Here is a 19,954-nt window from a genome sequence, read left to right on the forward strand (position 1 = left end):
CGAACAGCGGTAATAAAAGGGTTGAGGTACGGTGGCGGATTGGGGTCCGCGGTCGGTTCTTTCGAATCCGGTCGCCGCGTTACCACCCGTTCTCACCTGTCGTCCTTCGAGAGCGAAAGCTTGCGAGGCGGATCCAATCGATCGAGGCGAGTCCGACAGTATTTGTCCGTCCCGAACCGATGACGGACCGTGACGGGGACGGATTCGCAAGACGGGATCGCGGGCTCATCGATCACCCTCCGATACGAGGACGGGACGATCCGGATCGACGGCCTCGAGGATGCCGACGCCGCCCACTCGACGATCCGCGAGGCGGTTCCCGAACTCGAGTCGGACCACCGAACGGACGGCCAGCGCGTCCCCGGGTTTCGGTACGCGTCTCTCCGGCGCGCCCTCGCGGGGCTCGACGCGCACGTCGACGACCGCGTGCTCGACCTCGCCCTCGACTCGGTGTCGGACCTTCACTCCGCGTACGAACTCCGCGAGTACCAGCAGGCGGCCCTCGAGGCCTGGCTCGAGACGGATCGCTGGCGAGACGCTGCGGCCGACCGATCGCCGTCGCGTGCACCCGCGGGCGTCCTCGAACTGCCGACGGGCAGCGGGAAGACCGTCATCGCGATCGAGGCGATCGAACGCCTCGAGACGCCGACGCTCGTAGTTGTTCCGACGATCGATCTCATGGAGCAGTGGCACCGCGAACTCGAGCGCGAGTTCCGCTGCGAGGTGGGTCGGTTCGGCGGCGGCGAGCAGCGACTCGAGCCGATCACGGTCTCGACGTACGACTCGGCGTACCTGAAGGCCGATTCCGTCGGAGACCGGTTCGGCTTCGTCGTCTTCGACGAGGTCCACCACCTCGGCGGCGAGGGCTACCGAGAGATCGCCCGCTTGCTCGCCGCCCCCGCGAGGATCGGACTGACGGCGACGTTCGAGCGTCCCGACGGCGCCCACGAGGTCGTCGAGTCGATCGTCGGCCCGCTGGTCCACCGCGTCGACGTCGACGAGTTGGCGGGCGACCATCTGGCGAACTACGACCTGAAGCGCCTCGAGGTCGATCTCACACCCGACGAGCGCGAGGCCTACGACCGAAATCAGGAGACGTTCACGAACTACCTCGCGCGCTCCGGGATTCAGCTGCAGAGCGGTTCGGACTACCAGGAACTCGTCAAACGCTCCGGCTCCGATCCGAAGGCCCGAAAGGCCCTGCTTGCCCGCCAGCGGGCTCGCGAGATCATGTACGGTAGCGAGGCGAAACTCGAGGCCCTCGAGGGTATTCTCGACGACCACCGCGGCGAGCGAACGATCGTCTTCACGGCCCACAACGACCTCGCGTACGACGTCAGCGAGCGGTTCCTGATGCCGACGATCACGCACCAGACGGGGACCGCCGAGCGTCGAGAGATCCTCGAGCGGTTCCGCGAGGGGACCTACACCCGAATCGCGACCTCGAACGTCCTCGACGAGGGCGTCGACGTCCCCGACGCCGCGGTCGCGGTCGTCCTCTCGGGCAGCGGCAGCGAACGGGAGTTCGTCCAGCGGCTGGGCCGGATTCTGCGGCCGAAATCGGACGGCACTCGAGCCGTGCTGTACGAGGTGCTCGCCGCCGACACCGGCGAGGAACGGGTCTCGAGGCGGCGGCGCGACGACGCGTTGTAGTCGAATGCGCGAGCGACAAGCGACGCGCGCGAACGCCGGGCGGTCGGGCTACTCGTCTCCGTCGATGTCGATTTCGTCGGTTCCGGCTCCGTCCGCTCCAGTCGCGTCTGCTCGCCGGCGGAGCCACTCGAGGCCGAGCACGCTGCTGACGGCGCCCGCGCCGACCGTAAAGCCTGGCATGCCGTCAGTGTCGTCTGCGGCGTCCGACGTGTCGTCGGCCGGATCGGCGGCACCGTCGGAATCGTCGTCATCGCCGGTTCCCGGATCCGCGTCGTCGGTTTCGGTTCCGTCGGCAGTTTCGCCGTCGCCGTCGAGCGCGTCCGACTCGTCGACGTCGTCAACGTCACTGTCTTCGACGTCGTTCCCGTCGGTTCCGTCGGCTTCACCGTCGTCGTCGCTGTCGCCATCGCCGCCGTCGCTGTCGTCCTGATCGGACCCGTCGTCGCCGGTTTCGACGTCGCCCGCCTGTCCCTCCCGAAGCGCGACCAGCTCGCCTTCGTGGTCGACGTACAGCGTTTTCTCGTCGATCGCGAGAACGTGACCGATCGGGCCTTCGTCTGCAGAGAGCGTCCACCGAACGGTGCCGTAGTGCTTGTCCAGCGCGACCAGTCGCTCCGCGTGCTCGGCGTCGGGGCCGCCGTTGTCGGTCCAGAGATAGATGTAGACGGTCTCGTCGCAGATCACCGGCTGGCCGTAGAGCAGCGTGCCGGTCAGCGTCCAGTCGTGCTCGCTGCCGACGACGGACCGGCCGTACACCTCGTAGTTCGTGCCGGTGATGGCCATCTCCTCGCCCAGCGCCGGTTCGTGTGGCGTCTCGGACGTGAGCAGATCCAGCTCTTCGCCCGTCGCGGCGTCGTAGATGGCGTGCTCGACGGTCGACGGACCGCCGGCGACGACGGTGGTCGACGTCGCGTGGAGGTCGCCCCCGACCCCGCCGAAGCGACGGTCACTTCGCAGGACCGCATCGCCGGTTTCGGGATCGAAGGCGTGGAGCACACCTCCCGCCCCGGCGTAGACGACGCCGTTCGCTGCAGCGGTTCCCGTGTCGAACTCGTCGTCGATCTCCTCGTCCGTCTCGTCTCTTACAGTCGTCATCGAGTCGCGTTGCCATCGGACCGATCCGTCGTCGGCCTCGAGGGCGTACAGGGTGCCGTTCGCGACGACGAACACCCCACCGTAGGCGACCGTGTGACGGCCGATCGACGCCTCGGACGCAGAGTCGGAGCCGAGGTCGCTCTCCCACTGAACGCTCCCGTCGTCACGGTCGAGCGCCACGATCTCGTCGCCGGCGACGAAGACGAACTCGTCGGCTACGGCCGGATCGTCCGCGGCGACGTTCGTCTCCCAGACGCTCGAGCCGTCCGCCGCGTCGAGGGCGACGACGCCGTCCGCCGTCGTCGTGTATACGGTTCCGTCGGCGACGGCGACGGTGCCATCGTGGTCGGCGGACCACGCGGCCTCGAGGGCGTCGCCTTCGAACGCGGGGTCGGCGGCGACGTACCGGGCGTGTCCGGCGTCGCCGCGGTAGGACGACCAGTGCTCGTCGGGAAGCGGGTCGGCCTCGAGATCGGGGTTCGGGAGGGCCGCGTCGGTGTCGGTATCGTCGTCGGCGTCGTCAGCACCGTCGGCCGCCGCCGTCCCGATCGACGCGATGCCGCCCGCGGAGAGCGCTGCACCGGTTGCCAGTACCGCACGTCGGTTCCAACCGTTCATGGCTGGTCAGAACGCTATCGGCGGCATTACTATCCGATTCGTAAGGCAGATTTCCCCTCGTGCAACTGTTTCGATCGGTTCAGACGGCGCCGAATCGAGCGCCGTGACGTGGGCGTTCCGCCGACGACAGCCCTCGCTCGCGGTTCGCGGGGCCGACCCGTCATTCACAGCCATACGAGGGAACCGTGCGAGTCGACTCCGACCGATATGGACATCGGCTTCGATACGGGCGTTCTTCTCAGACTTGGAGCGCTGCTCGTCCTCCTGCTCGTCGGTACGGGACTGCGCGTGACGGGAGTACTCAACGCGAGCCGGACGGACGCACTGAACGCCGTCGCCTACTACGTCGCGCTGCCGGCGCTCATCTTCATCTCGGTCTACGATCAGGCGATCGGCGAACTGCTGTCGGCGACGCTCGTCGGCGGCCTGCTCCTCGTCCTGTTTACGACCGCGGGTCTCGCGTGGGTCGTCCACCAGATTCAGGGCTCCGAGAGCGATCGTCAGAGCGTCGCGATCGTCCAGTCGTAGCACTCGAATCTGGGCTATCTCGGCCTCCCGCTGGTCGCGGCGACGTTCGCCGACGAGGTGACCGCGATCGCGAGCGTCGTCCTCGGCGTCGTGACGCTCGTGCAGGTGCCGCTGACGATCCTCGTGCTCTCGACGTTCAACGGCGCCGACGTGGAACTGCTCGACGAACTGCGCGGGCTGGCGGTGAACCCGGTGTTGCTCGCGCTGGTCGTCGGTCTCGCGATCGGCTCGAGCGGGATCGCCGTCCCGGGGACCGTCGCGACCGGCCTCGACGGCATCGGCTCGCTGGCGCTGCCGCTCGCCTTGCTCGAGGTCGACCTTCCGTCGGCCGATCTCGGCGCGACCGGCTCCGTCGTCGGTCTGAAGATCGTCGCCATGCCGATCCTCGCGTCGGCCGATCTCGGCGCGACCGGCTCCGTCGTCGGTCTGAAGATCGTCGCCATGCCGATCCTCGCGTGGGCCGTCTTCTCGGCGCTGTCGGTCGACGCGGCGACGTTTACCGCGACGGTCGTCATGCTCGGGACGCCGACGGCCGTCTCGACGTACGTCTTCGCNTTCTCGGCGCTGTCGGTCGACGCGGCGACGTTTACCGCGACGGTCGTCATGCTCGGGACGCCGACGGCCGTCTCGACGTACGTCTTCGCGGCCGAACTCGGCGGCGACGAGGAGTTCGCCTCGCTGAACGTCTTCGCGACGACGCTGGTCTCGGTCGCGACGCTGTTCGTCCTGATCACGCTGCTGACGTGAGCTCGTATCGCGTGCCGATACCCTCACGTGGAGAGACGCCCGTCGACAGGTCGCGACCGTTTCAGCACCGACGGTCGGTCGTGTGCATCGATCCGTCGGCCGGTCGAAGCGACCGGATCGTGACCACTATCCGAAAACCGCACGTCGGGTAGTGCATGGGCGACGTGGAAATCCGCGAACTCGAGTCGGAGGCGGAGTGGATCGACGCCTACCCCCTGATGAATCGACTGTATCCGGACGTCGACGAGGCGCAGTACCTCGAGTACCTCGCGCAGATGACCGCCGACGGCTATCGGCTCTTCGGGTTGTTTTCGGACGGCGAACTCGCCGCGCTCGCGGGCGCGACGATTTTGACCAACATGTACTACGGCAGGCACCTGTGGGTGTACGATCTGGTGACCGACCCCGACCATCGATCGAAGGGGTACGGAGCCCGGTTCTTCCGGTATCTCGTCGAGTGGGCCGAGAAGCGAGGCTGTGAAACCGTCGCCCTCTCGTCGGGGCTCCAGCGGGAGCGAGCGCATCGCTTCTACGAGGAGCGCACGGAGTTGGAGAAGGACGCCCACGTTTTCACGCTGGACCTGTCCTGAGCCTGCGGCGCGTCCGGCGACTCGTCTAATCCTCGCCGTACGCGACCGTCGACGCAGTCGCGTTCTCGGCCTGTCGGGTGTCCTGGCGACTGCACTGGACGACGACCGGCACGTTCGACTCCACGACGATGCCGTAGTCCCGGCCCAGCGGCGGCGCGTAGGGATCGATCAGGTCGTTGATCCGGACGTGACGGACGCGCTCGGCGGCGACCGAGAGCGGATACGGGCCCGCCTCGCGGCCGTCCGCGTAGTGGAGGGTCACCTCGAGCGTCGCCATCTCCGCGCCGGGGTTCAACGCGCACAGCTCGTCGCGGCTGACCATCTCGGGTTCCGGCCCGGTGCTGTCGACGGGGACGTGGCCGCCGGGAAGCTCCCAGCGCGTCTCGCCGATCGGCGCGTCGTGGTCGGCCTCCGGGTCCGGTCCCGGCTCGGTCTCGCGTTCGGTCACGCGTCGCCCACCTCCGCGCCCGAAGCGACGTCGCCCTCGCTCGTCGACGACTCGTCGGTCGCGGCGTCCGTCGGTTCGGCCCCGCCCTCGAGCAAGGCCTCGAGGTAGTCCGTCATGAACACGCCCTCGGGGTCGAGTTCGCGCCGAATCTCCTGGAACCGATCCCACTCTGGGTACAGCTCACGCAGCTCCGCGGCCCGCAGGGTGTGTTTCTTCCCCCAGTGGGGTCGGCCGTCGTACTCGCGAAAGAGCGGCTCGATGTCCTCGAAGTAGTCCCGGTGGTCCAGTTCGGCGTTCTGAATGCACGAGATCGTCATCGCGTCGCGGTCGTACTCCGTCGAGAGCATGGCGTCGTCCGCGGCGACCGTGCGGACGAGCAGCCGCCAGCCGACGTCGGCCCGCCAGTTCTCGCGGACGCGTTCGCGGACCCGGGAGAAGCACTCGAGGCCGTCTTCGACGGGCAGGGCGTACTCCATCTCGTCGAACTCGCGGCCGATGTCGTCGTGTTCGGGGATGGTCTCTTGCCACCAGCCGGTCTGGTTCTCGACGACCGTGGCGTAGGAGAGGTCCTCGTGGTCGGTGCCGCCGCCGGGCGCGTTGAGCAGCCGCAGTTTCACCTCGTTCGAGCGGGGGTACCAGTAGAAATCGAAGTTGCGGTTCTCCTCGATCAGCGCCGGGATGTGGTCCTTACACGCCCGCCAGTTCGTACAGTACTCGCGCCGCTGGATCTTGTAGGTCGTCTGCAGGTCGAGTTCGATCTCGGTGAAGATCCCGAGCGTTCCCAGCGAGACCTGCGCGGCCCGCAAGAGATCCGGGTCCGTTTCGGCGTCGAACTCCCGGATCTCGCCGGTCCCGGTGACCATCCGGCCGCCGACGAGCGAGCCCGCGAGGTTCTCGAACTCCGGGCCCGTTCCGTGGGTCCCCGTTCCGAACGCACCCGCGACGGTCTGCATCGAGACGTCGCCGAGATTGGGAAGCGCGAGGTTGCGATCGTGAAGCTCCGTGCCGGCCTCCTCGAGCGTCGTCCCGGCGTACAGCGTCGCGGTCTGGCTCTCGGGGTCGCAGTCGACGACGCCGGTCATGTTCGTCAGCGAGACGACCACGTCTTCGGTCTCGACGACGGGCGTCCACGAGTGGCCCGCGCCGGCGACGCGGACGCTCTCGCCCTCGTCGGCGGCCCGCCGAACGATCGCCTGGAGTTCGGACTCGTCTTCGGGCTCGAGGATCCGATCGGGTTCGAACGAGACGCTGCCGGACCAGTTTTGCCACTCCTCGGCTTCGGTGTCGGTATCGCGCTCGTCGATCGAATCCGGCTCCTGTGCCACGCTCACTCACCCGGGTGTGCGATCGTCGACAGCAGGGCGTTCTCGGCCTGCCTCGAGTCCAGGCGCGTGTGCTGGCAGACGACGGGCACGTCGGACTCGATCACGCTCGCGAAATCCTCGCCCGTCGGAATCGGCTCGGGATCTTCGAACTCGTTGAACCGGAAGTGTCGCGTTCGCTCGGCGGGGACGGTCTTCTCGTAGGGACCGATCGGGCCGCGGTCGGTGAAGTAGACCGTGATCTCGACGGTCGCGTCCTCGTCGGTCGCGTTCAGCAGACAGACGGTTTCGTGGCTCTCCATCTCCGGTTCCGGGCCGGTGCTCCCTTCGGGGATGTACCCCTCGGGAATCGCCCACGTGTGTTTGCCGGTCATCGATTCTCACTCGGTTGTACGACACCGGAGACGCGGATAACGCTCCGGCTTGTACGCACAGGCGGCCCTCGAGTGCGGCGCTCGGCTTCGGACTCCGAACTCGCCGCCCACCTCGAGGCGGTCAGGAATGGCCAGGCTCGAGACGCGCACGGCTAGCCGCCACTCAGCCGCGGCCGACGACGGTCGGCTGCACTCGAGCGCGAACGGGCGTCTCAAGGTCGTGGCGCTCGAGCGCGACGACACCGTTCCGGCACCGGATTTCGGTCGGACCCGGCCCCTGCAGGAGACGGGATGACGCTTATCTCGCTTATTCTGGACAGTGCAGTAAGCCGGTCGGCAACGGCTCCGGAGACGGGAGCGGAGACCAGGCGGGAGGCGTCCGCACGAAGCGGTCGCGTCTCGCCGGTTTCGCCGAACCGCGTCGGCGTTCGGTCGACGTTTCGGCGCTCCTCGAGCGAGGGCGACCGGTCCGACGTGCGGTCACGGTACGGGTCACCGGACCTGCGTTCCAGCCATCGATTCGACCCGAGACATCTACTTCCCCACATGACAGACGACGACGCTTCCCACGACGGACGAACCGACGCGCAGCCACGGGCGACCGACGGCGGAACGGACAAGTCGCGGTCCGACTCGGACTCGGGGCAGGCGGGAACGAGCGACGACGCCGGCGTCGTCGACGAGTCGAGCAAACAGGACCAGCTCGACGAGGTGCGCGAAAATCCCGAGGGCCAGGACCTGACCTCCGATCACGGCGTCAAGATCAGCGATACGGACAACTCCCTGAAAGCCGGCGAGCGCGGGCCGACGATCATGGAGGACTTCCACTTCCGGGAGAAGATGACGCAGTTCGACCACGAGTCGATCCCGGAGCGGGTGGTCCACGCCCGCGGCACCGGCGCGCACGGCTACTTCCAGCCCTACGAGGACCCCGACCTCGGCGACGAGTACGACGACATCGAGGAACTGACGAAAGCGAAGGTACTGACCGATCCCGACCAGAAGACGCCGGTCTTCACCCGGTTCTCGACCGTCGTCGGCTCGAGGGGGTCCTCGGACACCGTCCGCGACGTTCGCGGCTTCGCGACGAAGTTCTACACCGAGGAGGGTAACTGGGACCTCGTCGGGAACAACATGCCACCGTTCTTCATCCAGGACGCGATGGAGTTCCCCGACCTCGTCCACGCGATCAAACCCGAACCCGACGACGGGATGCCCCAGGCGTCGGCGGCCCACGACACCTTCTGGGACTTCGCCTCTCTCAAACCGGAGATCACTCACATGATCATGTGGGTCCTCTCGGGGCGGGCGCTGCCGCGGGCCTATCGGATGATGCAAGGCTTCGGCGTCCACACCTTCCGGCTGGTCAACGACGACGGCGAGTCGGTGTTCGTCAAGTTCCACTGGACGCCGAAACTCGGCACTCACCAGCTCGTCTGGGACGAAACGACGAAGCTCTGGGGCAAGGACTCGGATTTCAACCGAAAAGGTCTCTATGACGTCATCGAGGAAGGCTACGATCCCGAGTGGGAACTCGGCGTTCAGATCTTCGACGAAGAACAGGCCGAGGAGTTCGACTTCGACATCCTCGACCCGACGAAGATCGTCCCCGAGACCGAGGTGCCGGTGCGGCCGATCGGGAAGATGGTGCTCAACGAGACGCCGGACAACTTCTTCGCCGAAACGGAGCAAGTGGCGTTCCACCCCGGCAACGTCGTCCCAGGGATCGACTTCTCGAACGACCCCCTGCTACAGGGTCGACTGTTCTCCTACCAGGACACCCAGCTCAACCGCTTCGGGAGCGCCAACTGGGACGAGATCCCGATCAATCGGCCCGTCGCCGAGCGCCACAACAACCAGCGCGCCGGCTTCATGCGCCAGGAGATCAACGAGGGCAAAGTGTCGTACAAACCCAACTCCATCGGCGACGACGATCCGCAGGAAGTGCCCGAGGAAGAGGGTGGCTACGAGCACTACGCCGAGAAAATCTCCGGGAAGAAGATCCGAAATCGAAGCGACAGCTTCGAGGACCACTTCACGCAGGCGCGGCTGTTCTGGAACAGCATGTCCGAGCCCGAAAAGCAGAATATCGTCGAGGCCGCCCACTTCGAACTCGGCAAGGTCGACCGGATGGAGATCCGCGAGCGGATGGTTTACGACCTCTTCAACAACGTCGACCACGAGTTCGCCAAACGCGTCGCCGAGGGGATCGGCGTCGAGCCGCCCGAATCACCCGGCGACGAGATGCCGACCCACGACCGGGAGGATCCGTCGCTCAGCATGGAAAACCGGACTCCGGACACGATCGAGACCCGCAAGATCGCGATGCTAGTCGACGACGGCTTCGACGACGAGCACGTCTCGGCGATTCGATCGGCCGTAGAGGACGAGGGCGCCCGGGTCAAGGTCATCTCGAAGCTCCTCGGCGAGACGTCTGGTGCCGACGGCGAGACGGTCGATCCCGACATGCACCACGTCGCGGCGGCTTCGGTCTCGTTCGACGCGGTCGTCGTCCCCGGCGGCGACCAGAGCGTCGACGCGCTGCGCCAGCAGGGCGACCCGAAGCACTTCGTCGCCGAGGCGTTCAAACACTACAAACCGATCGCCGCGGTCGGCGAGGGGACGGAACTGTTCGAGACGGTCGACCTGCCGGACACCGAGATCGCCGACGACGGCGACCTCGTCTCCGACGCCGGCGTCGTCACCTGTCGCAGCGGCGACCTCGAGGCGTTCGCCGACGCGTTCGTCGACGCCATCGCCGAACACCGCCACTGGGACCGAAGTCCCGAGGAAGTGCCCGCCTGACGAGCCCTGGAGCCGCCGTCCCTCGAGTTCGACGTGGACTGGGCGGCCGACCGGCATCACAGCCGTGACGACGCTCGTTCGCCGAGAAACCGACACGCCACGCAGCCCTTGAACCTTCCGTCAAGAACTGCGTGAGAGTGCAGCGAACGGAGTTCGGTAGTGTCATCGAGCTGCACCAGATCACTCGATCGGCGCGCCTGCAAATCCGACGGGAGGACCGGCAGGCGACACTCATTACTGTTCGACACATTCCATGTCCGGTGGCGAGATCGGATCCGGCTCTCCCCACGAATGAAAGTCGGTGGCTCCGCTGGCGTCTTTGGATTCGAATCGAATCGGGTAACCGGAGTCAGTGCGGACGTACAGGTATCCGTCGTCGACTTCAAATCGGAATACGTCCTGATCGTCGATGGGCTCCGTTTCCGTCGCCGTGACAGATCCAAACTCGTCTATGAGCCGTTCTGGCTCGAAAACGTCATCGTCCGAACTCCCTGTCGGGATGAAACACTCCTCGTCTACCACGATGTACTCATTCGTTCCGATTCTGTAGGCTTCCATCTCTACCCCGTTGACTGTCCAGGCAGTGTACGTGTCACCATCGTAAACGGTTATCGTCCCACTCCCTAGCGGCACGGCGAGTTCCATCACGTAGGACGATTCCCAGTTGAGGACGTCTCGAAGTTCCGGATCGCTCGTTGGCTCGTCGTCAGTCGATTCGTCGTCAGTCGGTTCGTCGTCAGTCTGCTCGTCGGACCCGTCCAGACAGCCAGCGAACCCACCGATAGTTCCAACGGCGGCTAGCTGAATAAATTGCCGCCGTCGAGGATGATTTGTATAACCACGTCGAGAATTCATGCAGATTATAAGGAGGTAACGGAAGATAAGAACGTCGTTTTAACAGTAATCGGATCCTCCTCTGAGGGTCCAGACGGATTGTCGGTTACGACACGAGTCCATCTGTAGAGCTGAGAACGGATGATCAATTCGCGCCACGAGGCGACGACGTCATCCGGAACTGATCAGGATCTCGTCGATCAGTTCGCTGCCGCACCGAGCGCGCTATCGGAACGACGGCAATACGTCCTCGCCGAACGCCTCGATGAACGCGGCCTGATTCGTCGTGACGTTGTGGACGGACACCCGTTCGACGTCGAGGTCGGCGTCGCGCTCGAGCCACTCGAGGTGGTCCGCGAGGTCGGTCGAGACGCGGACGTTCTCGGCGACGCGCTCCTCGTCGACCGCTGCGGCGGCTTCCTCGAACTCCTCGGGCGTGCGGATCTCCTGGGTGACCGACCCTGGGATGCAGTTCGGGCCCCACTGCTCGGTCGCCTCCGCGAGGACGGCGTCCTCGTCGTCGCCGTAGGCGTGTTGGGCCTTCAGATAGACCGGTTTCTCGGGAGCGCCGTCTCGAAACGCCTCGACGCGGGCCGCGTCGGCCTCGTGGTCGGGCGTCGCGATGGTGATCATGCCGTCGATCCACTCGGCCTCGCCGAGCCACGCCGCGGTTTCCTCGGAGAGCGCGGCCCCGATCAGCGGCGGCGCGGTTTCGGGCCGCGAGTAGAGCTGGGCCTGCTCGACGTCGATCCGACCGTGATGGGTCACCTCCTCGCCCTCGAACAGCCGACGCATGACGTCGGCGCACTCCTCGAGGCGGGCGTTGCGCTCGCGCTTGACGGGCCAGTCGACGCCCGTGATCCCCTCGTTCAGTAGCTGTCCGCTACCGATGGCCAGCCAGAATCGCTCGGGGTACATCTCCCGCAGCGTGGCGGCGCCCTGGGCGATGATCGCGGGATGGTAGCGGTAGCCGGGTGCGTTGACCGTGCCGAAGGTCAGGTCGGTCGCCTCGAGCGCCGAGCCGAGCCACGACCAGACGAAGCCGGACTCGCCCTGGACTTCGCTCCAGGGGTGGAAGTGGTCCGAGGCCGTCGCGTGATCGAACCCGTTTTCGTCGGCGAGACGGGCGTACTCGAGGAGGTCGCTCGGCGCGAACTGTTCGTGCGAGACGTGGTATCCGAGTTCGGTCATGAATAGACACCTGTAGTGGCTACGGCGGACTCCGTTACGGATAGGAGATCCACGGATTCCGTTGTAGTTTCACACCGTGAGTGTGCCTGACTGCGAGTCGGCGACGGCCGATCACGAGTACGACTGCGGGTTCCACTCCCCGCCGAGTTCCGACCGCTTGGTCGTCTCGAACGACCCGTTCTCGAACGACGTCACCCGACCGGTTTCCTCGCTCAGCGTCAGCGTCGAGACGGCGTTTCGGCGCCGCGAGGTGTCGAGGGCGCTCATGTGTCGCGACCCCATCCAGTCCTCGTACTCGGCCGCGTCCGGATCGGCGGCCTCGAGTTCGCTCGGCGTGAGATCGGTAACGCGCACCAGCTGTTCCTGAACGACGCCGTCGACGCTGACGACCAGCGCGCCGTCCCTGGTCAGTGCGACCTCTCGAGCCGTCTCGTAGACGTTCTGGAGATTCCGACAGACGGTTCGACAGCGCTCGGTCGGCCACCGGTTTCGACCCATCGGATCGGCGAAGTCGGCGACGGACGGCCCGGTAACGATCGCGACGTACATCCCCGGCCCCTTGACGTACTGTTCGTCCCAGCGATCGAAGGTCAGACTGATCGACTCGAGGACGTGCGTGAGACAGTCGATCAGCTCTCGGACCTCGTCGTGATCCTGGTAGGTGATCCGGAGGTCGTCGTCCATATCGGACGTTCGGACGCGGCATCCGTAACCTCGCTGCCTGAACCGGCACCCGCGACTCGAGGTGCGATCGATACTGGAACTCGAGGGACGCGAACGCGATACTTTTGCCCGTCCCGGCCCGATATCGACGCGGATGCTGACGAAGGACCTGCTGCGCGTCTCGCGGGCCGGAGGCGGCTATCACCTCCGGTTCGCCGACCGCGAGCACCGCCCCCTCGCCGCGCGCGTCATCGGCACCTACCAGGGCCACGTCGGCGAGACGCGCGGCGCCCTCGAGACCGCCCTGACCGATCTGGAGCGCGACGCTGACGACTTCAAACTCGTCCGCGGGCTCTCGGCGCTGCTCGAGCGCGACGCCGATTTCGAGACGGACGCGACACTCGATCCCGAACGCGCTCGAAAGGCGGCGTTCGAGGCCGCCGAAGCCGTCGGCGTCGTCGACGCGGACGAGCGGACGATGGCGCTCGTCCGCGCCGGCGAGTCGCTTGGCGTCTCCGCGGACGACCTCGCGGATTCCCTGTACGCCGACCTCGAGGAACGGCAGGTCCTCGCCGACCTGCAGTCGCGCTGGGAGCCGGACGACCTGGTCGCCCAGTACAACCTCTCGCTCGCACAGACCGCGCTGTTCGACGCGACCGAGTTGCGGGTTCGCTCGAGCGATCCGAAGGCGCTGGTGTCGGCGATCAAGCGCCTGCGGCTGATGTACGAGATCCGGCGACTGGATGCTGGAGCGAACGACGGTAGTGGCGCCGACCCCGGAATCGCCGAACGCGAGGTGATCGTCACCGGCCCAACCCACCTCTTTCGTGCCACCCGTCGGTACGGCACGCGATTCGCTCGCCTGCTGCGAACGGTCGCGGCAGCCGAGGAGTGGCGCCTCGAGGCGACGATCGACGACCGCGGAACCGAGCGGACGCTCTCGCTCTCCCAGGCGGACCCCGTCCGCGTTCCCGACGCCGACCCCGTCGCCGAGGTCAGCTTCGACAGCGCCGTCGAGGCCGACTTCGCCGGTCGGTTCTCGACGCTCGACCTCGAGTGGGACCTCGTGCGCGAACCCGAACCGCTCGCGACGGGAACGCGGGTGATGATCCCCGATTTCGCGTTCGACTACGAACACGGCGGTCCCGACATCGACGCAGTCGATTCGAGAGCAGCGAGCGCCTCGCGCGACCGCGGGTTCCGCGTCTACTTCGAGATCATGGGCTTTTGGACCCCCGAGTACGTCGAGAAGAAGCTCGCCCAGCTCGAGGGTCTCGAGGACGTCGAACTCGTCGTCGCCGTCGACGAGTCGCTGGGCGTCGGCGCGGAGATCGCGGCCCGCGACTTCCGGGCGATCCCCTACGACGGAACGGTGCCGATGAAAGACGTCGCCGCAGTCCTTCGGGAGTACGAACGCCAACTCGTCGCCGAGAGCGCCGCCTCGCTGCCGGAGGAACTGCGTCCCGACGAGGACGCCCTCTCCCTCGAGTCCCTCGCTGGCCGTCACGGCGTCAGCGAGGACGCGCTGGCCGACGTGGCGTTTCCCGCCCACGAGCTCGTGGGCCGAACGCTCGTTCGGCCGGCGCTCCTCGAGTCGCTCGCCGCGGACCTCGAGGCCGGCATGGACCTCGCGGACGCCGAGGACGCGCTCGAGGCCGTCGGAATCAGCGACTCGAGTGCGGTGCTCTCGGAGCTGGGCTATCGCGTCGAGTGGGAGGGACTGGCCGGCGGGACGCTCGTCGAACGGTAGTTCGAACCCGGGACGGGAACCTGGGAAAACCCCCAAGGGTAATGTTCCGTTCGAGCGGAGTTACGAAGTATGCTTACCGAACCGATCGAAGAGGCGTTGAACGAACAGCTCAACGCCGAACTGTACTCGTCGTATCTCTACCTCTCGATGGCGGCCTACTACGAGGACGAAGGACTCCCCGGGTTCGCGTCGTGGATGCGTGCGCAGGCCGACGAGGAGAACGAGCACGCGATGCGAATCTACGATTACGTCATCGAACGCGACGGGCGCGTCACGCTGGATAGTATCGACAGTCCACCGGCGCAGTGGGCCAGTCCGGCCGATGCCTTCGAGGCGGCGTACGAACACGAAGTCGAAATCACGGCGATGATCGACGACCTCGTCGCGCTCGCTCGAGAAGAAACCGACAACGCGACGGAGAACATGCTCCAGTGGTTCGTCGCCGAGCAGGTCGAGGAAGAGGCGACGGCACAGGGTATCCTCGACAAACTGAAACACGTCGGGGACGACGGTCCCGGCCTGCTGATGATCGATCAGGAACTCGGACAGCGCGGCGGTGGTGGGGACGAGGCGGACGATATCGATGTATTCGAGTCCGGGCCGTAGGAGAGTCGGCGAACTCCCCCGCCCCGCCCGCCGCGGCTGACGCCGTTCGCCCCTCGAAGGGGGCGTGAGCCGACGGTCTCACGGCCGTTCGAACGGGCACTTTGCGACCGCGGGCGGACGGGGCTTCCTTCTTCTGCGCGGAACGAATCCCACTATCGACTGCTAGTCCTCGTCGCTGGCGCGCAAACTCCCGCGTTCGGCCATCATATCAGTGCCGCGCTCGAGCCAGTTCCCCCGCAGATAGACGGCGCCGACGACGACGTTCCGCCAGACGAAGTCGGCGACGATCGCGACGTAGGCGGCGACGACGCCGTACTCGAGGCCGACGCCGAAGACGTAGGTGATCCCGAGCAGGAAGCAGACGGCGCCGGTGAGTTTGGCGACGAACGGTGGCCGCGTCTCGCTGCCGCCCCGGAGCGAGCCCGCGAGGACGATGTAACAGGCGATGAGCGCCGTCGCGACCGCGTAGGCGCGGGCGAAGCCGGTCGCGTAGCCGATCGTGGCCGGGTCGCTCGTAAAGAGGCGGACGATCGGCTCGGCGGCGACGAAGATCACGGCGCCCAGGCCGCCGACGGTGAGCACGGCCAGGCCGGCCGCGGCGAGTCCATTGAAGTAGGCCGCGTCGGCCTCGCCGCGGCCCAGGGCCTGCCCCGAGAGGATGTTCGCGGCGGTGCCGTAGCCCCGCGCGAGCGGCGAGGAGATCTGCTGGTAGACCCGTCGACCGATGTGGTAGGCTGCGTTGACCTCCGTCCCGAACGCGAGCAGGATCGCGTTGAACGGGAACTCGGCGACCAGTTCGATGATCCCCTCGGCGATTCGCGGCGCGCTGATGACCAGGAGCTGTTTCGCGATGATCCACTGGGTCGGCCGGACGAGCGAGAGTTCGCTGCGCGCGCTGTAGATGACGCCGAGGAACGTAAGCGCCGCCAGCGTGTCACCGATCGCCGTCGCGACGGCGATGCCGACGATCGACAGCTCCGGGAACGGCCCGAGGCCGAACGCCAGCACCACGGTGAGGACGATGTTGAGCGCGTTCGCGCCCGCGTTGACGTACATCGGCGTGCGGGTGTCGCCGGTGCCCTGTATCGAGCGGGCGGCGATCATCGTCACGTGAAACGCCGGCGCCGTGATGAAGATGATCGCGAGGTAGAGCCCACCGAGGCGGACGGTCTCCGCGTCAGCGCCCAGGATTTCGATCGCCCAGAAACTCCCGACGAGCCCGAACAGGACGAACGGAATCCCCGCGAGGACGCCGACCAACAGCGCCTGCGTGACGGCCTCGTCGCGGTTTGCCGACCGACCGCTCCCGGTGTCCTGACTCGAGAGCGCGATCGCGCCGTCGCCGATGCCGAGGCCGAGCCACAGGGTGAGCCGGCCGTAGATGTCCGCGAGACCGACGGCGGCGACCGCGGCGGGCGAGAAAAAGCCCGCGACGAGGAGGTCGGTCGTGCGCATCAGCGTCCGGAGCACCTGTTCGGCCATCACCGGCCAGGAGAGGTCGAATACGCGTCTCCAGAGAGAACGGATGCGACGGCGCGTCGACTCGTCGGCTGCGTCCACGCTCCCCGGTTGTCCCAGCGGCGTCTTGTACCTTCAGGAACCAGCAGGGGCGACCGAAGGGGCCGCGAACGCGAGCGGGAACCGAGCTAAACTGAGCCGAACCGAAGTCGAGCATATTCTTTGCCTCGAACCCTAATCGTCGATCGTGAACGTACTCGTCGTTGGCGGCGGCGGGACCATCGGATCCACCGTCGCCTACACGCTCGCCGTGCAGCAGCCGACCATCGACCTGACGCTGGTCGATCCCCGAACCGACGCCGCGAGGGGCCACGCGATCGATCTGCGCCACTCCCAGTGTCACGCCGCCCACGCGGTCGGCCGTCCCGCGTTCGACGGCGACCGGCCCGGTACGGTCTCCGCCGTCGACCCGGACTCGAGAACGGGAGCCGAGACCGATCCGACTCTCGTCGACGACGCCGACGTGATCGTCGTCACCGCGAGCGCGCCCCGCTCCCCGGACAGCTTCGAGCGCGGCGGCCGGCTCTCGGTGCTCGAGCGCAACCTCGAGATCGCCGCGGACCTCGGCGCGTGGTTCGCCGACGGCGAGCCGACGCCGACGGTCGTCGTCGCGAACCCCTGTGACCGGATCGCCCACCGACTCTGGGAGGCGAGCGGCTGGCCCCGCCGGCGTTTTCTCGGCTACTCGCTGTCCGAGACGGCCAGACTCGCGGACGAACTCGCTCGCCGGGCCGACGGCGACGTCTCGCCGAGCGACGTTTCCTGTCCGATCGTGGGCGAACACGGCGAACACATGGTGCCGGTCTTCTCGCGAGCGACCGTCGACGGCGAACCGATCTCGCTCTCGGCCGACGACCGCGAGGCGATCCTCGACTCCGTCCGGTCGATCCCCTACGACGTTATCGAGATGCGCGGCGGCGCGGACTCCTCGCGCTGGGTCACGGGCCGGGGCGTCGCCCTGATCGTCGGTCGGCTGCTCGAGGGCGGAACGGACGGTGCGACCGGCGATCGCGGCGCCGATCCCGTCTGCCTTTCGACGCCGCTTTCAGGCGAGTACGGCCTCGAGGGCGTCAGTCTGAGCGTTCCCGTCGTCCTCGACGAGGGCGGCGTCGCCGAGATCGTCGAGTGGGATCTCGCCGACGACGAACGCGAGGGACTCGAGGCCGCCGCCGAGGCGGTTCGTGCGTCGCTCGAGTGACCGCGTTCGCGGTTCGTCTCACTCGCGCGGGGAGACCGCCGCCGGATCAGCGGCTCCCGATCGAGCGCTCGTTCCAACGCTATTAGTGAGCACCCTTATACGGCTTCTCTGAATACGTGCGTGTACGGCTCGTGACCGATTGCTCTACGCCAGAATCGATGCAAATCTTACTTATCGAGGACAACCCCGGCGACGTCCGCCTCATCAAGGAGGCGTTCCGGGACGTCGACGCCGAGACGACGTTCCACGCGGTCCACGACGGCACGTCGGCCCTCGAGTCCCTCCGCGAGCGCCAGCGAGACGACGGGTCCGTCGAACTCGATCTGGTGCTACTCGATCTAAATCTCCCGCGGAAGAACGGATTCGAGGTGCTCGAGACGATCAATCAGGATCCGGATCTCGTGGCGCCGCCGGTGCTCGTTCTCACGAGTTCGGAGGCGGTCGAAGACGTCACTCGAAGCTACGAACTCTGTGCGAACGCCTATCTCACCAAACCGAACACGCCGGACGAGTTCATCGAGATGGGGCGGGCGATCGAGGCGTTCTGGTTCGACGAGGCGACGCTCCCGCCGGCGGTGGCGTCGGCCTGAGACGAACGGCGCTCGGTGACGGCTGTTGGGTGCAGCGTTATCCCGGCTGCCGCCGTAAAATCGCCCATGCCATCGGCGACACCAGGCCTTCACCACGTTACCGCCATCGCGAGCAACCCGCGTCGCAACCTCGAGTTTTACACCGAAACCCTCGGGCTTCGCCTCGTCAAGCGAAGCGTCAATCAGGACGACGTCTCCGTCTATCACCTGTTCTACGCCGATCACGAGGGAACCCCGGGGACGAGCCTGACGTTCTTTCCCTACGCCAACGCCCAGTCCGGCCAGGTCGGTGCGGGACAGGCCAGCGCAATCTCGTTTCTCGTCCCCGAGGGGTCGCTCGAGTACTGGCGGGACCGTCTCGCCGACGCCGGCGCCGACCCCGGAGACGTTCGCGAGCGCTTCGGCGACGCCGTCCTGTCGTTTTCCGATCCCGACGGCCTCCCGCTGGAACTGGTCGCCAGAAGCGACACCCCGCCCGCGAACCTGCCGGAGAGCCCGGTTCCGCACGCCCACGCGATCCGCGGCTTCTTCGGCGTGACGCTCTCGCTGACCGGCGCGGACCCGACCAGCGACCTCCTGAAAGAGATGGGGTATCGCCAGACCGACCGCGAGGGCACTCGCAAGCGGTACACGGCAGAGGGCGACCTCGGCTACGTGATCGACATCGTCGAAAATCCCCAGGCCCGCCGCGGGGTTCCCGGCGCCGGCACCGTCCACCACGTCGCGTTCCAGGTCGCCGACGACGAACAAGACGAGTGGCGCCAGTTCCTGATCGACCGCGGCCTCCGACCGACCGAGATCATCGACCGCAAGTGGTTCAGGTCGGTCTACGCCCGCGAGTACGGCACCGTCCTCTTCGAGTTCGCCACGAAGGAACCGGGCTACACCGTCGACGAGGATCTCGACGCCCTCGGCGAGGAGCTGGTGCTTCCGGAGTGGCTCGAGGATCGCCGTGGGGAGATCGAAAGCGGATTGCCGAAGCTGGACCGCTCGGCGTAGCTGACTGGTATCGAAACGGGCCGCGACGGAGGGTCCTCAGGACGATTCGCCGGCCACCGTCTCCTCTATCGCGAGGACAGTCATGACAAAAAGTGACACACTTCCGACCAGCGCCGAGGAGATGACCGTGATGTCGCCCGCTTCGGCGGGCGTGATCAGGTCGCCGGCGATGAGCGCCAGCGTGCCGACGAAGACGCCCGCGAGGAGGAGCGCGGAGAGGAGCCACCGATCGCCGTAGAGGAACGTCCACTGAACGAGTTCCTCGAGTTCGAGTCGGTCGCCGAGGCCCCTGTCTGGTTGTGACGCGGCCGGAACGCCGTCGGTATCGACGGGATCCCGGTCGGTCGTTCCCTCGGCGCCGTCGTCGGCCATACCGGGACTATCAGCACGGCGTACGTAGTGAACCGGCCTGATCGCCGCTCCGC

18 protein-coding genes and 1 pseudogene are annotated in these 19,954 nt (G+C 66.8%); 10 read left to right on the plus strand and 9 right to left on the minus strand.

Going from position 1 to position 19,954, the window contains the following annotated elements:
• Positions 1-189 precede the first annotated feature (189 nt).
• The gene (locus tag C493_RS07450) at positions 190-1,653 is read left to right on the plus strand and encodes a DEAD/DEAH box helicase family protein (protein WP_007258815.1); all 1,464 of its coding nucleotides are present in this window, start codon (positions 190-192) and stop codon (positions 1,651-1,653) included.
• Between the two features lie 48 nt (positions 1,654-1,701).
• Here C493_RS07450 and C493_RS07455 read toward each other — a convergent pair whose 3' ends face one another.
• Positions 1,702-3,366, minus strand: coding sequence for a PQQ-binding-like beta-propeller repeat protein (locus tag C493_RS07455; RefSeq protein WP_007258816.1), 1,665 nt, complete (start codon positions 3,364-3,366; stop codon positions 1,702-1,704).
• Positions 3,367-3,573: 207 nt separating this feature from the next.
• Between C493_RS07455 and C493_RS07460 the strand changes: the two are divergent.
• Both C493_RS07460 and C493_RS07465 read left to right on the plus strand, forming a co-directional pair.
• Positions 3,574-4,641 (plus strand): annotated as a pseudogene (locus C493_RS07460) (AEC family transporter).
• A gap of 155 nt (positions 4,642-4,796) precedes the next feature.
• Positions 4,797-5,231, plus strand: a complete 435-nt coding sequence (locus tag C493_RS07465; protein WP_007258817.1) for a GNAT family N-acetyltransferase — start codon at positions 4,797-4,799, stop codon at positions 5,229-5,231.
• A gap of 25 nt (positions 5,232-5,256) precedes the next feature.
• Here the strand turns inward: C493_RS07465 and C493_RS07470 are convergent, their stop codons facing one another.
• From C493_RS07470 to C493_RS07480, 3 genes are read right to left on the minus strand one after another with little or no spacing between them, the layout of a single operon-like run.
• Positions 5,257-5,679, minus strand: coding sequence for a sensory rhodopsin transducer (locus C493_RS07470; protein ID WP_007258818.1), 423 nt, complete (start codon positions 5,677-5,679; stop codon positions 5,257-5,259).
• Positions 5,676-7,010, minus strand: coding sequence for a D-arabinono-1,4-lactone oxidase (locus tag C493_RS07475; protein ID WP_007258819.1), 1,335 nt, complete (start codon positions 7,008-7,010; stop codon positions 5,676-5,678). Before C493_RS07475 ends, C493_RS07470 begins: the two co-directional genes overlap by 4 nt.
• A complete protein-coding gene (locus tag C493_RS07480) occupies positions 7,007-7,375 on the minus strand; it encodes a sensory rhodopsin transducer (RefSeq protein WP_007258820.1) in 369 nt (122 codons plus the stop codon). The genes C493_RS07475 and C493_RS07480 overlap by 4 nt, the downstream gene beginning before the upstream one ends.
• 127 nt (positions 7,376-7,502) lie before the next feature.
• Here C493_RS07480 and C493_RS23010 point away from each other — a divergent pair, with 127 nt between their 5' ends.
• Together C493_RS23010 and C493_RS07485 are read left to right on the plus strand one after the other, a co-directional pair.
• On the plus strand, positions 7,503-7,670 hold the full coding sequence (locus C493_RS23010; RefSeq protein ID WP_161606888.1) for a hypothetical protein: 168 nt from the start codon (positions 7,503-7,505) through the stop codon (positions 7,668-7,670).
• 251 nt (positions 7,671-7,921) lie between these two features.
• Positions 7,922-10,180, plus strand: coding sequence for a catalase (locus tag C493_RS07485; protein WP_007258821.1), 2,259 nt, complete (start codon positions 7,922-7,924; stop codon positions 10,178-10,180).
• Positions 10,181-10,414: 234 nt separating this feature from the next.
• On the opposite strand, the gene C493_RS07490 is transcribed toward C493_RS07485, so the two are convergent.
• The 3 genes from C493_RS07490 to C493_RS07500 form a co-directional block, all read right to left on the minus strand.
• Positions 10,415-10,825, minus strand: coding sequence for a hypothetical protein (locus C493_RS07490; RefSeq protein ID WP_007258822.1), 411 nt, complete (start codon positions 10,823-10,825; stop codon positions 10,415-10,417).
• A 414-nt stretch (positions 10,826-11,239) separates the two neighbouring features.
• Complete coding sequence (locus tag C493_RS07495) at positions 11,240-12,205, minus strand: TIGR03885 family FMN-dependent LLM class oxidoreductase (RefSeq protein WP_007258823.1); 966 nt, start codon at positions 12,203-12,205, stop codon at positions 11,240-11,242.
• Between the two features lie 111 nt (positions 12,206-12,316).
• Complete coding sequence (locus C493_RS07500) at positions 12,317-12,889, minus strand: diadenylate cyclase (RefSeq protein WP_007258824.1); 573 nt, start codon at positions 12,887-12,889, stop codon at positions 12,317-12,319.
• 133 nt (positions 12,890-13,022) lie between these two features.
• Here C493_RS07500 and C493_RS07505 point away from each other — a divergent pair, with 133 nt between their 5' ends.
• Complete coding sequence (locus C493_RS07505; protein ID WP_007258825.1) at positions 13,023-14,618, plus strand: DUF790 family protein; 1,596 nt, start codon at positions 13,023-13,025, stop codon at positions 14,616-14,618.
• A gap of 69 nt (positions 14,619-14,687) precedes the next feature.
• Entirely contained in the window at positions 14,688-15,224 is a 537-nt protein-coding gene (locus tag C493_RS07510; protein WP_007258826.1) for a ferritin, read from the plus strand.
• A gap of 162 nt (positions 15,225-15,386) precedes the next feature.
• Here the strand turns inward: C493_RS07510 and C493_RS07515 are convergent, their stop codons facing one another.
• The gene (locus C493_RS07515) at positions 15,387-16,706 is read right to left on the minus strand and encodes an MATE family efflux transporter (protein ID WP_007258827.1); all 1,320 of its coding nucleotides are present in this window, start codon (positions 16,704-16,706) and stop codon (positions 15,387-15,389) included.
• A gap of 223 nt (positions 16,707-16,929) precedes the next feature.
• Between C493_RS07515 and C493_RS07520 the strand changes: the two genes are divergently transcribed.
• The 3 genes from C493_RS07520 to C493_RS07530 all read left to right on the plus strand — a co-directional run bounded on the left by C493_RS07520 (position 16,930) and on the right by C493_RS07530 (position 19,529).
• A complete protein-coding gene (locus tag C493_RS07520) occupies positions 16,930-17,940 on the plus strand; it encodes a malate dehydrogenase (RefSeq protein ID WP_007258828.1) in 1,011 nt (336 codons plus the stop codon).
• Positions 17,941-18,098: 158 nt separating this feature from the next.
• On the plus strand, positions 18,099-18,530 hold the full coding sequence (locus tag C493_RS07525; protein ID WP_007258829.1) for a response regulator: 432 nt from the start codon (positions 18,099-18,101) through the stop codon (positions 18,528-18,530).
• 66 nt (positions 18,531-18,596) lie between these two features.
• On the plus strand, positions 18,597-19,529 hold the full coding sequence (locus tag C493_RS07530; protein WP_007258830.1) for a VOC family protein: 933 nt from the start codon (positions 18,597-18,599) through the stop codon (positions 19,527-19,529).
• Positions 19,530-19,565: 36 nt separating this feature from the next.
• Here C493_RS07530 and C493_RS07535 read toward each other — a convergent pair whose 3' ends face one another.
• Positions 19,566-19,901 carry a hypothetical protein gene (locus tag C493_RS07535; RefSeq protein WP_007258831.1) on the minus strand — a complete coding sequence of 112 codons (336 nt, stop codon included), beginning with the start codon at positions 19,899-19,901 and terminating at the stop codon, positions 19,566-19,568.
• Between the last annotated feature and the right edge of the window lie 53 nt (positions 19,902-19,954).

The sequence above is a fragment of the Natronolimnohabitans innermongolicus JCM 12255 genome, assembly GCF_000337215.1.
Classification (GTDB): Archaea; Halobacteriota; Halobacteria; order Halobacteriales; family Natrialbaceae; genus Natronolimnohabitans; species Natronolimnohabitans innermongolicus.